General features: G+C 42.0%; 13 protein-coding genes and 2 tRNA genes. 11 read left to right on the top strand and 4 right to left on the bottom strand.

Features of this window, described 5'->3' with window-relative positions; all coding sequences use genetic code 11:
• Positions 1-74 precede the first annotated feature (74 nt).
• The 4 genes from HUS61_RS01240 to HUS61_RS01225 all read left to right on the top strand — a co-directional run bounded on the left by HUS61_RS01240 (position 75) and on the right by HUS61_RS01225 (position 2833).
• A complete protein-coding gene (locus tag HUS61_RS01240) occupies positions 75-1433 on the top strand; it encodes an MATE family efflux transporter (protein WP_175081865.1) in 1359 nt (452 codons plus the stop codon).
• Positions 1408-2427 carry a DUF3080 family protein gene (locus tag HUS61_RS01235; protein ID WP_175081864.1) on the top strand — a complete coding sequence of 340 codons (1020 nt, stop codon included), beginning with the start codon at positions 1408-1410 and terminating at the stop codon, positions 2425-2427. The genes HUS61_RS01240 and HUS61_RS01235 overlap by 26 nt, the downstream gene beginning before the upstream one ends.
• A gap of 114 nt (positions 2428-2541) precedes the next feature.
• A tRNA-Val gene (locus HUS61_RS01230) sits at positions 2542-2618 on the top strand.
• A 138-nt stretch (positions 2619-2756) separates the two neighbouring features.
• Positions 2757-2833: transfer RNA gene (locus tag HUS61_RS01225), tRNA-Val, on the top strand.
• 705 nt (positions 2834-3538) lie between these two features.
• Here HUS61_RS01225 and HUS61_RS01220 read toward each other — a convergent pair.
• On the bottom strand, positions 3539-3883 hold the full coding sequence (locus HUS61_RS01220) for an L-rhamnose mutarotase (protein WP_175081863.1): 345 nt from the start codon (positions 3881-3883) through the stop codon (positions 3539-3541).
• A gap of 12 nt (positions 3884-3895) precedes the next feature.
• Complete coding sequence (gene fucP / locus HUS61_RS01215; RefSeq protein WP_175081862.1) at positions 3896-5293, bottom strand: L-fucose:H+ symporter permease; 1398 nt, start codon at positions 5291-5293, stop codon at positions 3896-3898.
• Positions 5294-5589: 296 nt separating this feature from the next.
• Between fucP and HUS61_RS01210 the strand changes: the two genes are divergently transcribed.
• The 7 genes from HUS61_RS01210 to HUS61_RS01180 are packed head-to-tail and all read left to right on the top strand — an operon-like array spanning position 5590 to position 11839.
• The gene (locus HUS61_RS01210; RefSeq protein ID WP_175081861.1) at positions 5590-5889 is read left to right on the top strand and encodes a UxaA family hydrolase; all 300 of its coding nucleotides are present in this window, start codon (positions 5590-5592) and stop codon (positions 5887-5889) included.
• A gap of 1 nt (position 5890) precedes the next feature.
• Positions 5891-7075, top strand: a complete 1185-nt coding sequence (locus HUS61_RS01205) for a UxaA family hydrolase (RefSeq protein WP_175081860.1) — start codon at positions 5891-5893, stop codon at positions 7073-7075.
• Between the two features lie 16 nt (positions 7076-7091).
• Positions 7092-8240: an alpha-hydroxy acid oxidase gene (locus HUS61_RS01200; RefSeq protein ID WP_175081859.1), complete on the top strand. Its 1149-nt coding sequence runs from the start codon at positions 7092-7094 to the stop codon at positions 8238-8240.
• A 21-nt stretch (positions 8241-8261) separates the two neighbouring features.
• On the top strand, positions 8262-9308 hold the full coding sequence (locus tag HUS61_RS01195; RefSeq protein WP_175081858.1) for an aldo/keto reductase: 1047 nt from the start codon (positions 8262-8264) through the stop codon (positions 9306-9308).
• Positions 9305-10165 (top strand): amidohydrolase, encoded by an 861-nt coding sequence (locus tag HUS61_RS01190; protein ID WP_175081857.1) that lies wholly within the window; start codon positions 9305-9307, stop codon positions 10163-10165. Before HUS61_RS01195 ends, HUS61_RS01190 begins: the two co-directional genes overlap by 4 nt.
• Positions 10166-10187: 22 nt before the next feature.
• The gene (locus tag HUS61_RS01185; protein WP_175081856.1) at positions 10188-10964 is read left to right on the top strand and encodes an SDR family NAD(P)-dependent oxidoreductase; all 777 of its coding nucleotides are present in this window, start codon (positions 10188-10190) and stop codon (positions 10962-10964) included.
• A gap of 20 nt (positions 10965-10984) precedes the next feature.
• A complete protein-coding gene (locus tag HUS61_RS01180) occupies positions 10985-11839 on the top strand; it encodes a fumarylacetoacetate hydrolase family protein (protein ID WP_175081855.1) in 855 nt (284 codons plus the stop codon).
• Positions 11840-11915: 76 nt separating this feature from the next.
• Here HUS61_RS01180 and HUS61_RS01175 read toward each other — a convergent pair whose 3' ends face one another.
• The gene (locus HUS61_RS01175; RefSeq protein ID WP_062565271.1) at positions 11916-12230 is read right to left on the bottom strand and encodes a multidrug efflux SMR transporter; all 315 of its coding nucleotides are present in this window, start codon (positions 12228-12230) and stop codon (positions 11916-11918) included.
• Positions 12231-12422: 192 nt separating this feature from the next.
• Positions 12423-14369: a glycoside hydrolase family 97 protein gene (locus HUS61_RS01170; RefSeq protein ID WP_175081854.1), complete on the bottom strand. Its 1947-nt coding sequence runs from the start codon at positions 14367-14369 to the stop codon at positions 12423-12425.
• Between the last annotated feature and the right edge of the window lie 41 nt (positions 14370-14410).

Below are 14410 nucleotides of genomic sequence, written 5' to 3'. Positions count from 1 at the left end.
AAATAGATAACTGCGATTTTTATTGATCTATGAATAGATTACAATGGCTGTCTGTTTATTTAGTCGTGTAATTTATGTCTTTTTGTAGTTGGGAAGCCAAAAGGTTAATTTCGTTAGCCATTCCTGTTTTTTTGGCACAGGTAACCCTTATTTTAATGACGGTTGTTGATACCGTGATGGCAGGCCAAGTAAGTGCAACAGACTTGGCGGCACTTTCTATTGCAACAGGTATTTGGAATCCGTTAATGCTTGCATTGCAAGGCATATTATTGGCGTTAACGGGTATCATTGCGCAGTTTGCTGGTTCAAACGATAAACAAGGTATTAGTCATTATTTTCAACAGGGCCTGTATCTGGCATTAGTACTTGCCATAATCGGTTTAGGGCTGGCAAGCCTCGCTGATTTGGTGCTTAGTCAATTAGATACTTCAAAGTCTATTACCCGCTTAGCCGAGCAATACATTCATTTTGTTAAATGGGGTATTTTTGGTTTTTTACTTTTCAGTGTGTATCGCAATATCACTGAAGGTATGGGAATGACCAAACCTGCTTTTTACATTAGTTTAATTGGCTTAGCGGTTAATATTCCGGCCAACTACGTATTTATCCACGGTAAATTAGGTTTTCAAGCGTACGGTGGCGCGGGCTGTGGTATTGCCACAGCGCTGGTATTTACAGCAATGGCGTTAACTCAGGTTATTTATTGTCACTTTAACAAAAAGATTGATGCCAAAGCATTGCTAGCCAATTTCAAAGCGCCAAAGCTCGCGACTATATGGACTATCACCAAAGTAGGTATTCCAATTTCATTAGCTACCTTTTTTGAAGTAACGCTATTTGCTTGTATTCCTTTGTTTATAGCGCACTTAGGTGCAGTTGCTGTTGCCGGTCACCAAATTGCAGCCAGTGTGACGACATTACTGTTTATGATGCCGTTGAGCCTCTCAATTGCCATTAGCATTCGAATAGGCAATTTGTTTGGCCAACAACATTATAAGCAGTTAAAAAATGCCGTTAAAACGAGTTATATTCTCGCGGCAATTATTGCTTTTTTACTGGCAAGTGTGACCTTTTTTGCTCGAGATATTATAAGCCAATTGTATTCTGACAACCCTGAAGTATTAGCTCTTGCTTCTTCAATCATGGTACTTGCTTGTATCTACCAGTTACCAGATGCCCTGCAAGTTTCTGCCAATGGTATTTTACGTGGATTGAAATACACGGCACCGATTGGTTATATCACCTTTGTATCCTATTGGTTGATCGGCTTTGCGCTTGGCTTCGTACTTGCTCGTACAGATTTAATTGTTCCAGCGCTGGGCCCTCATGGCTTTTGGATAGGCATTATTGTGGGGTTAAGTGCCGCAGCAATTATGTTGATGTTCACTGTTCATAGGCGATTTAAACATGCACCTTTTTTGCAAAACCAATAGCCTTTTAAACTCTATCATCGCAACAGCGTGTGTGGCACTTATTGCCTGCACGCCCTCCTCCGGTGATGTAAATCACACCTACGCTCAAAGATTAGAAAACGTACTTAAAACTGAAAGTTTTAAACTCTCTAAACCAAGTACACTAACTGTTAACCACTTTTCTGAAAATACTGAAGATAAATCAACCATTGGCATGCTTGAACTTGCCCAGTTACGTCAATGTAAACTTGCAACCCTTATTGCTGAGCACAATAACCAGCTTGGCAAAACAGCAACGCCTGCTAATGTTCTTAGTTATCAAATTAAGTTTATTCAAAGCGCAAATGAATGCTTAGAAAGCTTTGATGAGCAAGGTGAGGTAGTTGAAAAAATAAAACTCACCGCAGTACAAAAGCAAGCAAACCTATCAAATTACTTTAAAGCTATGCTGCTCAACGAAAGCGAGTTTAAGCAAAGCTGGCAGCTAAGTTCGACACACATTGATGAAAACACCGCAGGTTTTAGCGAAACCGTGAGCGCGATGGAGCAAATTGCTAAGTTAAACAACCAAATTAATACCGGCAAAATAAACGCTATAGAGCCTGAGCAAATCATCAACCAACTCGAAGTATTAAATCGTTTTAAATACAACAAGCTACTCATTTCTGCGGCAAGGGTGCAAACACATTACAATCGACAAATAACAGCGCTGCTCATGCAGTACTCAAAAGATGAGCTCTGCCCTGCCAACAAGAATAAACAAAAAGCACAAACACTAAGCAATGTGTTTAAAAAGTTTTATTTAGAGCAATTACAGCCTTATCAATCATTCTTAGTGGGTCGATTAGAAACTCTACAACCTCTTTACCAGCAAATATGGCATGACACCGAATTGGCCCAGTTTGTAGATAGCGACAGTAATGCCGCAATTTTACAAAGTCTTAAGCGCTCTGCGAAAAGCCATGTTGCTTGGTGGCAAGGTTTTTACAGAACGTGCGAAATTAGTCCGTTATGAATAAAAAACCAGCACTTAGCACAAAAATAGCTAAAGCTGCTTGATTCACACAACCAGTCACTATATATTAGCCTCCGTTGTTTAGCCACGCTAACAACTGTTTTAAATCAAAATACAACCGTAGCTCAGTTGGTTAGAGCACTACCTTGACATGGTAGGGGTCGGTGGTTCGAATCCACTCGGTTGTACCATGATTTAGGTATAATCAAAGGAAAGAGCACTACCACTCTTAACGGCCCGGTTCATAGGTCGGTGGTTCGAATCCACTCGGTTGTACCATGATTTAGGTATAACCAAATCCCTCTTGGTTATATCATGGCTTTTCCAGTACGACCGTAGCTCAGTTGGTTAGAGCGCTACCTTGACATGGTAGAGGTCGGTGGTTCGAATCCACTCGGTCGTACCAATTCTTAATGTTCCAAATTTAAAATATTCCTAAGCTCAGTTGGTTAGAGCACTCCCGCTCTCTATGACTCACGCCAAAATCAGTGGTTCGAATCCACTCGGTCGTACCAATTCTTAATGTTCCAAATTTAAAACATCTGTAGCTCAGTTGGTTAGAGCACTACCGCTCTCTATGACCCACGCCAAAATCGGTGGTTCGAATCCACTCGGTCGTACCAATTCTATTTTTCTTAGTTTTAATTATTTTATATCTCAGTTGGTTAGAGCACTACCGCTCTCTATGACCCACGCCGAAAATCGGTGGTTCGAATCCACTCGGTCGTACCAATTATATCTTTATTGCTTCTTAGTAATTCCTACAACTTCTATTAATAAGTACACTAATCTAAAAAGTTTCACTCAGTTGGTTAGAGCACTACCGCTCTCTATGACCCACGCCAAAATCAGTGGTTCGAATCCACTCGGTCGTACCAATTCTATTTTTCTTAGTTTTAATTATTCTATATCTCAGTTGGTTAGAGCACTACCGCTCTCTATGACCCACGCCAAAAATCGGTGGTTCGAATCCACTCGGTCTACCCTAGCACCTAACACCTAGCACCTAACACCTAGCACCTAACACCTAGCGCCTTGCATCTAGCCCCTTGAAACTTGTAACTTGAAACTAGCCCCTCGAAACTTATATTCGTAAACTTATACTCGGAAACTAACCCGTCTGCTCTTCCAGAGAAAATATCCTCTCTACTAACTGCCACTTACTTTGTTGATTAGTACTATCTACGTTTTGAAACTGCTCCATTAGGCATTCCCATTGTTGCACCTTTGGGTTCATTGCATCTTGTTTTTCTTTTTCTGTAAAGCTAAATGAATCATCGGTTTGCAGTATCATGATAAGGGTTGTGCCAACACGATGAATCGCCATGTCGGTAATTCCTGAATCGCGAATAGCACTTATGACTTCAGGCCAAACTTGTTTAGGGCTATGGTATTGCTCGTAGGTAGCTATAAGCTCTGGGTCGTTTTTTAGCTCTAATGTAAGGCAGTACTGCATCTGACTCTCCTTTTATTGTTTATGAATAAATACAACACGATACGCAAAAATCGTAATTGCAACAAAACACAGCATAGGTAATAAAAATGACGCTTGTTCAGCACTTAAAAAGGCAATGGGGTTCGCATCAATAATCATCCCCTGTAATGGCGGCATTAATGCCCCGCCAACGATTGCCATTACCAGCCCCGCAGAGGCAATACTTGCATCCGCTTTTAAGCCATTCAAAGCAATGCCATAAATAGTTGGAAACATTAAAGACATACAGGCAGAGGTGGCGACCAAAGAGTAAAGCCCCACTTTACCGCCGATAAATACCACCACACACATCAAGCACGCAGCGGCTATTGCAAACCACATTAATAACAGCCCCGCTTTAAGCCAATTAAGTAGGTAGGTACATAAAAATCGGCTCGCAAGAAAAAAGCACATAGCAATAATATTAAAATGCTGCGCCTCTGCTGCACTTAGCCCTACTTCAGCCATGCCGTAGTGAATAATAAAGGTCCAACACATAATTTGAGCACCTACATAAAACACCTGTGCTACTACCCCTTCACGATAGGGTTTGTTGTTTATAAGCCTTATAAATAAAGGCTTTAATGCTTGATTGCGTTTATCTGATGCCACGAGCTGTGTATTAGGCAACCGATAAAACAAATAAACAAACAGTAAACAGATCACAACCAGTGCAATGACTACATAAGGGGTGCGAATAGTCGCTAAATCAGCGCTTTGCATGAGTTGGTGTTGTACAGGGTTGGTTACAGCAAACTGCTGTAGTGCATCGGTTAATGTACCATCGACAACCGAAGGTAGCATTTGCGCATACTCGGGATGTGCTGCTTTTTCTGCTGCTCGAAACTTTGCAACATGAAGATTATTTAAAATCAAGTTTGAGGCCACAAACATGCCAAGTAAAGAGCCTACTGGGTTAAATGCTTGCGCTAAATTAAGTCGTTTGGTTGCAGTTTGTGGACTGCCCATTGATAAAATATACGGGTTTGCCGTTGTCTCTAAAAGCGCTAAACCGCAGGTCAATATGCATAATGCCGCAAGAAAATAGTTAAAATCGCCATATATACTTGCTGGAATAAACAATAAAGCCCCAACGGCATAAAGACCAAGCCCTAAAACAATGCCGTATTTATAACTAAAGCGACGAATAAACAACGCGGCAGGAATTGCCATTACGCCATAGCCTAAATAAAACGCAAATTGCACCAAGCTACTTTGCGTGTTTGAGATCAAAAATATATCTTTAAACGCCTTAACTAAGGGATTGGTTATATCGTTTGCAAAACCCCAAAGTGGAAAAAGTGCCGAAACCAAAATAAAAGGGATCAGCATGTCATTTGATACGACGCGGTCATCGTTACGCTTAGTGTTTATTCTTTTGTGTGTGTTCATAAACAAGCCAGTTGCTTTATACAAGGCTCGGTCATTACATGCCATGCCTTATAAAATCGATTAAAACAGTGTCAAACCAGTTTATAGAGTCGTGCTTATTTGATGTAGAAAATCACCATCAGCGAGAGTGATTTTTGTACAAATAATTAAACATAAAACATCGCTACAGCAAAAATTTCATATACAAAAACCTGTTTAAAATACGCGCTAAACGCGTTGACTCACTTCAAGCCCAAACATATTTTACAAAGAAATTCATTTTTCAAATCGTTGCAGATTAACAACGTGAGATGGCTATGACTGAGAATAAATTTGTACAGTTACACCCAGACGATAATGTCATTGTTTGCTGCCGTTCGGCGCAAAAAGGCGAGCAAATTAACATTACAAATCAGGTAATAACACTCGATTCAAGTGTCACTATCGGGCACAAAATTGCCTGCCAAGATATTGCCGCTGGTGAGCAGATTTTAAAGTACGGGGCTTCAATTGGCTCTTCGACTGAAGCAATAAAAACGGGCCAACATGTTCATCTTCACAATATGAAAAGTGACTACATTGCCAGTCACACTCGCCATTCAGTAACGGGAGAATAATATGCGCGGCTATTTAAGAAACGATGGCTCAAAAGGCATTCGAAATACCCTAGTTGTGGTTTATTTGGTTGAGTGCGCACATCATGTGGCACGCTCTATCGTCAATAAGATGGATCATCCAGATGTGCAACTAATCGGTTTTCCGGGCTGCTACCCAAATAACTATGCGCTGGCGATGATGAAAAACATTTGCACCCACCCTAATGTGGGCGGTGTTTTATTAGTATCACTAGGCTGTGAAGGTTTTAATCGTGAGTACTTGAGCAATGCGATTGCTGAGTCTGGTCGCCCAGTCAATACCTTAGTGATCCAACAAAATGGCGGCACCAAAAACACCATTGCCAAAGGCATTACACAAAGCCAAATCATGCTTGAGCAGCTTGCTCAATGCCCAATTGAGTACATGCATCTCGATGAGCTTGTCATTGGCACTATTTGTGGTGGCTCTGATGGCACCAGTGGAATTAGCGCAAACCCGGCAGTTGGTAAATGTTTTGACCGATTAATTAGCGCGGATGCTATCTGCATTTTTGAAGAAACCGGTGAACTTGTCGGTTGTGAGCAAATCATGGCTCATCGAGCCGAAAGCCCTGAATTAGCTAGGCAACTTATTAATTGTGTTGTCAAAGCAGAAAATTACTACACCAAAATGGGCTATGGCAGTTTTGCCCCAGGCAATGCCGAGGGCGGCTTAACAACCCAAGAAGAAAAATCAATGGGCGCCTATGCCAAGTCTGGCGCATCGCAAATTAACGGCATTATTAAACCTGGAGAAAAGCCAAATAAAAAAGGTCTTTTCTTAATGGATGTGGTGCCCGATGGCGAACCTATGTTTGGTTTTCCAAATATTTCTGACAACCAAGAGATTGTCGAAATGATAGCCTCTGGAGCTCATATTACCTTATTTACCACAGGCCGCGGCTCTGTTGTTGGTTCTGCTATTTCACCGGTTATTAAAATCTGTGCTAACCCAGAAACCTATGCAAATCTCAGTGATGATATGGATATAAATGCCGGCGCTGTTATTGAAGGCAGTAAAACCGTTAAGCAAGTGGGAGATGAAATTTTTGAGTTGATTGTCCGAGTCGGCAATGGTGAACAAACCAAATCTGAGCAAATGGGACATCAAGAGTTTTTATTAACGTATAAAACCTTCGACAGCATTGGGCCAGCGTGCTTGAAATAAAGCTGAGGTATTCATCATGAGCAATTACTTTAACCACCTTTATCCAGACGTTGCCGACCTTAAGAAAAAAGCCAAGCAGCGCATTCCTCGCTTTGCCTTCGATTACCTTGAAGGTGGCTGTATGCAAGAGCATGGTGTAAAGCGAAATAGAGATGACATCAATAGTGTGCAATTACGCAGTGAACTATTAAAGCCATTTGCAGGTAGCAGTCAAACTGTCGAATTATTTGGCCATACATACGCTGCCCCATTTGGTATTGCGCCGGTTGGTTTACAAGGGTTAATGTGGCCAAAAGCCCCTGAGATTCTTGCTAAAGCCGCCGCTGAAAAAAACATTCCTTATGTGTTAAGCACGGTTTCATCATCTAGCCTAGAACGAATCGCAGAAGAATCAGAAGGCCATGCGTGGTTTCAGCTTTATAACCCGACCGATGAAAAGATTAGGCTCGATTTACTCAATCGCATCAAAGCAGCCCACTACCCTGTGCTAGTTGTCACCGTTGATGTGCCTACCTTTGGCTACAGGCCACGAGATATTCGAAATGGCCTTGCTATGCCACCGAAGATGACACTGTCTAATATTTTGCAGATGCTAGCAAGACCCCGTTGGCTTTATGAAACATCGCTTGCTGGTAAACCAGAAATGGAAACGCTCAAGCCGTATATGCCAAAAAATATGCCTACCGATGAACTCGCAGCCTTTATGAATAAAACCGTCATGGGCCGCGTTGATCTGGAAGGTTTAAAACCGATTCGCGATTTATGGCAAGGGCCTTTGATCATTAAAGGGTTGATTAATGAGTCTGATGTACAAGCGGCCATTGCGCTCGGCGCAGATGGGGTTGTTATGTCAAACCATGGCGCGCGTCAGCTAGATGCCGGTGAATCTCCCGTCAAACCACTGCAAACAATCGCTGCCAAGTATTCAAACGACATCAAAATTTTTATGGATAGTGGGCTTCGTAGCGGAACCAATATTGTGAGTGCACTTGCAAGCGGTGCTGACTTTACATTTTTAGGCAGGCCCTTTGTGTATGGCGTGGGTGCCCTTGGCGATAGAGGCGGCATTCACACCATCAATACCTTGATGATGCAAATTACTCAGATCATGAATCAGCTAGGCTGTGCCACTGTATCTGAACTACCCGATTTTTTGGTGAAGTAAGGAAACCTTAAGAGGTATGTTATGAAAAACACATTTAAAACGCGTCCGCTTGGAAAAACCGGCATTGAGGTTTCAACCCTCGGTTTTGGCGCGGCCTCTATGGGTAACCTATATCAAGCAGTGAGTGATGAAGAAGCTAAAAACACCTTAACTGCAGCAATTGATGTGGGCATTTCATTATTCGATACCGCCCCTCGCTATGGCGCTGGGTTAAGTGAACGTCGTGTTGGTGATGCCCTGCGCGGTCTTGGTAAAAAAGACTATATTCTATCAACCAAGGTTGGCAGATTGATCAAACCTGATCCCCATGCTGATGTAACGCAGCTGCGTCATGGCTTTGCCACGCCAATGCCTTTTGATGCTCAATATGACTATAGCTACGATGGCATTATGCGCTCTTTTGAAGATAGCCAGCAACGCTTAGGCTTAGCTGAAATTGATATTTTACTCGTCCATGACTTAGGGGTTGATACACATGGCGAGCGAGATGCCTTTTATTTTATGCAATTTGAGCAAGGCGGCTACCGCGCGTTAGAAGAGCTCAAAGCAAGTGGGCAAATTAAAGCTATCGGTTTAGGGGTTAACGAAGTTGAAATATGCCAACGTGCAATGGCAATAGGACAGTTCGATTGCTTTTTATTAGCTGGTCGTTATTCACTATTAGAGCAGCAACCTCTCGATGATTTTTTACCTGCATGTATAGAGCATGGTGCGTCTATTATCTTAGGTGGGCCCTATAACTCGGGAATATTAGCAACGGGCGTTCGTCATTTTCAAAACCCATACTACAACTATCAACCAGCGCCACAAGAAATCATCGACAAAGTCGCCAAAATTGAAGCTGTTTGTGTTGATCATAATGTCACATTAGCAGCTGCAGCTTTACAGTTTCCACTCGCGCACCCTGCTGTTTCCTCCGTTATACCTGGGCTTGGTAACGAAAAACGGGTGCACAAAACCGTCGAATTATTTAATCAGGTGATCCCGAACCAGTTTTGGCAAGATTTAAAAACGGCAGGACTCATTGCACAACATGCACCGACGCCAGAAAGCGGAGACGCATTATGAGCACAGTCAGCACACTCAACCCAATTAAGAAAATAGATAGCCATCAACATTTTTGGAAATTGAGCCGTGGCGACTATCGCTGGTTAAGTGAAGATTTAACCGTGCTTTATCAAGATTATTTACCAGAAAGACTCACTACGACCCTTGCTATTAATGACATTGCTAACACTATTGTGGTGCAAGCAGCCGATTCACATGATGAAACGCGCTTCCTACTAAAACTTGCTAGGTCCTACAGTTTTATTGCAGGTGTTGTTGGTTGGGTCGACTTTACCGATACAAACGCTCTAAAACAGTTAACCTTATTTGCAGCAGATCCTTACTTCAAAGGTGTACGTCCTATGCTGCAAGATATTGAACAAATTGATTGGATCTTAAACCCAGAATTTACGCCAATTTTCCAATTTTTAGCGGCGCATAAGCTCTGTTTTGATGCCCTAGTACATGAGTGTCATTTACCGTATATACTCACCATTGCTAAGCAGCATCCTCATTTAAACATTGTTATTAATCATCTTGCTAAACCTGATTTAACAAAGCCAAAGTCTGAACATTGGGAAGACATGCTCTATCAACTTGCATGCTTAAAAAATGTCTCGATTAAGTTTTCCGGGCTTATGTCACAAGCACAGGCTGATTGTGTCGATATCGATACATATCGCCCCTACTTCGAACTCATTTATCAGTTATTTGGTGCCAACCGAATTTTATGGGGCAGCGACTGGCCAGTGGTTAACATGAATGGCTGTTATACCGACTGGCATTACATCAGCGATGTGCTGATAAGTGTTCTACCAGTCTCTGAGCAGCGAAAGATTTGGTCCGATAATGCCAAGAGACTTTACCAATTATTTTAATTTCCCCAGTTAAGGACTTTTTATGAGCCAGCAAAACACAAAAAAAATAGCCCTAGTAACCGGTGGTGGAAGTGGCATCGGGCGCAGCATCTGTTTGCGTTTGGCAAAACGTGACATTCATATCATGGTGGTTGATTTAAACCTTGACGCTGCAAACTTAGTGAAAGATGAAATTCTTCGCGACAGTGGCAGTGCCGATGCGTACGCCGTCGATGTTGCAAACCATCAACAAGTTCACGAGTTATTTAATACGATTACCAAGCACTACCCCATTGATATTTTGGTTAACAACGCCGGTATTGCCCATATCGGCAATATCGAAAACACCACAGAAGCTGATTTGGACAGACTCTATAACATTAATGTTAAGGGCGTTTATAACTGTATTCATGCAGCTATCGAGAGCATGAAATCTCGAAAAAGCGGCGTCATTATTAACCTTGCTTCGGTTGCATCATCAGTCGGTATTGCTCACAGGTTTGCTTACTCAATGACTAAAGGCGCGGTTTTGACCATGACCTATTCAGTTGCAAAAGACTATATAAATGATGGCATCCGCTGTAACTGCATTGCGCCTGGTCGAGTGCACACCCCATTTGTTGATAATTTTTTAGCCCAAAGTTACCCAGATAATCAAGCTGAAATGTTTGAAAAGCTCTCTAAAAGTCAACCTATAGGTCGTATGGGCAAACCAGAAGAAATTGCCGGACTGGTCGAATATCTCTGCTCAGATGATGCAGCCTTTATTACCGGCAGTAATTTTCCCATTGATGGCGGTTTCGTCACCTTGAATAACTAATAGAAGTAAAGAGAATCATCATGAAACTACTAAGATACGGCCCTTTTGGCCAAGAGAAACCCGGCATCATTGATAGCGATGGTAAGCTACGTTGTTTAAGTAACGTGCTCAAAGACATCAATGGCCAAGCTTTATCACCAGTAACACTCAATTTTATTAGTCAAATTGACTTAAACACCTTGCCGCTTATTGAAGAGCCTGTGCGTATCGGTTCATGTATTGCTGATGTAGGTAAGTTTATTTGTATCGGCTTAAACTATGCTGATCACGCCGCAGAATCTGGCATGGCGATCCCCAATGAGCCTGAAGTATTTAGCAAGGCCACCAGCGCGATTAGCGGCCCTAACGACGATATTATCAAGCCCAAAAATAGCGAAAAGCTAGACTGGGAAGTTGAACTTGCCATTGTCATTGGTAAACACGCCTCGTATGTCGATGTAGAAAACGCTTATGATTACATTGCCGGTTATTGTATATGTAACGATGTATCTGAACGAAACTTCCAATTAGAACGTGGTTCACAATGGGATAAAGGGAAAGGCTGTGACACATTTGGACCACTTGGTCCATGGTTAGTCACCAAAGATGAAGTTCCGGATCCACTTAATTTAGATATGTGGTTAAAGGTGAACGATACCCTGTATCAAAACGGCAACACAAAAACCATGGTGTTTGATCCAGCGTTTATCGTCAGTTATCTCAGCCAATTTATGAGTTTACAACCGGGTGATGTTATCTCTACCGGAACGCCACCGGGAGTAGGTTTAGGGCAAACGCCACCGGTTTACCTAAAAGAAGGCGACACAGTTACCCTTGGCATTGAAGGCCTTGGTGTACAACAGCAAGTCGTCGTTGATTATAAAAAATTACACTAAGTAATAAATCCCAAATTACATTTGATCTAGACCCAAAATCCGATAGAGCAAAGCCTATCGGATTTTTATTCAAACACTAATTGGCGAGTTTCAAACCAATAATACCAAGGGCAATCAGCAGTAAGCTGGCAATTTTTAATAGGCTTACGCCTTCTGATAATAGCGTCATGCCAATAATTGCTGAGCCAATTACGCCGATACCTACCCAAACCGCATAAGCCAAACTAAGTGGTAATGATTTAAGCGCCACGCTTAAGCAATAGAAGCTCGCAGCCATGGTTAAGATTGTAAAGAATGAAATGAGTGGTTTAGTAAAACCGTTTGATTGTTTTAGGCCATAAGCCCAAGCGACTTCAAGTAAGCCAGCAGCAATAAGTAGGATCCAATTCATGGTCGACCTCTTTATGGGGTCGTCCCCGAATTTAATTTCAGCTTTAAGGTCGTCCTTAAAGCGGTGTAGTACATCACCACACCCGACGTAATCTAGCACGCCCAAATTAGCAAGGCAACTATAGCCAAAAAAAAGCGAGCAACCTGCTCGCTTTTCTCTACTTGGTTTTGTTTATCGCCTTTTAACTCACATTTAGCGACCAATAATCAGTGCGCCACCTTGAGCTAATAAGTTTAAGGTTAACTTACCACTGTTACTTACTTTGACTTGCTTGGTTCCTGCACTGCCATTTTTGTTATCAAACAACAGGGTGACTTTTTTGCCTGCTAACATAGGTAAATCAATATCTAATGTTTTGGCTTTATTTTCACCATTCACGGCTGCTACCCACCATGTTTGCTGGTGACGCCTTGCTATCGTTGCATCTTGACCCGGCTGACCTGCAATGTAGCGTGTTTCATCCCATACCGTTGGCATCACCTTTAAAGTATCAAGAACAAATTGAGGTTGCTCTTCAAGGTTATTTGGTGTCAGGCCAAAATGTTGCACTGGTGATTGATAAAGCACACCTGTTGCCAGTTCAAATGTATCTGTGGTTTTACGAATAGTGCCGACTGTTTGATCTTGAGATAAGCGTTTGTTTAAAAACACTGGGGCAAAGTCCATAGCGCCAATAGCATTACGAGTGAACGGTAAAATAGTCGCGTTATAGGCATGTAAATCTAACGAATTTTGATGAAAAACAAGGTTTTCCGATGCTAGAACCGCTTCAGATGTGACGAAGTTCGGATACATTCTTTCCCAACCACGCGGTATGGTGCTGCCATGAAAGGTGATCACTAAACCATACTGATTTGCATCAGTGAGAATATCTTCATAGAGTTTAATGGTTTCTTGTTTATCACCACCAAAAAAGTCTACTTTAAGCCCTTTTACACCAATGCTTTGCAGCCACGCCATTTCATTTCGACGTGCTGGTGCACTGTTCATTCTATTTTGTGGGGTCTGTGGTGCATCATTCCACCAGCCATTTGAGTTGTACCACAAAATAACATCAACGCCCTTTCCATTGGCGTACTTAACCAATTCAGCCATTCTCTCGCGGCCAATGTTTTTATCCCACCAATTGTCGATTAATACATATTCAAAATTTAATGATGCAGCTAAGTCAATAAATTTGATTTGGTCATCGTAGTTGATACTTGGGTCTTGCCAAACAATCCAGCTCCATGTTGAACGACCCATTTTATAATCTTGGCTTGCTTGATAAAGGGGTTTAACTAAATCAAACGCCACGGTTGATTCAACGATTGGTTTTAAACTTGCTCCTAACGTGATGGTGCGCCAAGGTGTGGTTGCAGGCATTGCCATAGCCGCATAAGTTGCACCAATGCCATTGTTCTCTCCAGCCTGAGGAAATGAAATACGATAAACACCGTCTTTCGTGCCTTCGCTTAATTTTGAGCCAACATAATGGCTATCAACACCGGTTTCTGAGATTAAAAGCCAACCTTTATCGCTATTTTTAAATAATGCAGGAAAGGTATAGCCCACGCCGTTCGCTGGCGGTGTTCCAAGGGTTTCGTTAAAGGTGTAAGGCTCTTCGTAACTTGGTTTTGTTTGCATCCAGCCCGTTTCAGGTAAGGCTTGTGGGCTTATAAATGTAGTTGCAGAATCTGGTAAATTAAAAGCGCTGTATTCAGCTAACACCTTGATACGGGTGTCTGTTTCAGCTCCCGATATCTGATATCGAAATGCAACATCGCTATCAGACACATTAAACTCGACGCCAAGCATTCTGCCGTCTTGGTTTTCAAATTGCGCCTTGAGTGAATTTGCTGTGTAGTTTACTTCACTTACCTTCGCATTATGCAGCTTATAGCTTTCATTGACTGAAGCGGTTGTATGGCTTTTATATTTTAGGCTTTGTGAAAAATCACCCAGGTTGGTATTTAAACCAAGCTGTGATTGCTGCAAAAACTCTTGGTTGCCATAATTTACGCTATAAACAAGCTGATTTTGTTGTTTTTCGAGTTTTACAGTTATTTGTCCATCTGGGCTTGTAACGCTAAGCGGTAATTGTGCGTGAGCAAGCATAGAGCTTGTGAGAAGTGATATATAGATACTTGGTTTTATCATTGTTGTTATCCTTAAGCTGCAGAAGCATTAAGTGATATCAT

The organism is Pseudoalteromonas sp. 0802 (assembly GCF_013350085.1).
GTDB lineage: Bacteria > Pseudomonadota > Gammaproteobacteria > Enterobacterales > Alteromonadaceae > Pseudoalteromonas.
This window is presented reverse-complemented; position numbering and strand designations above follow the sequence as displayed.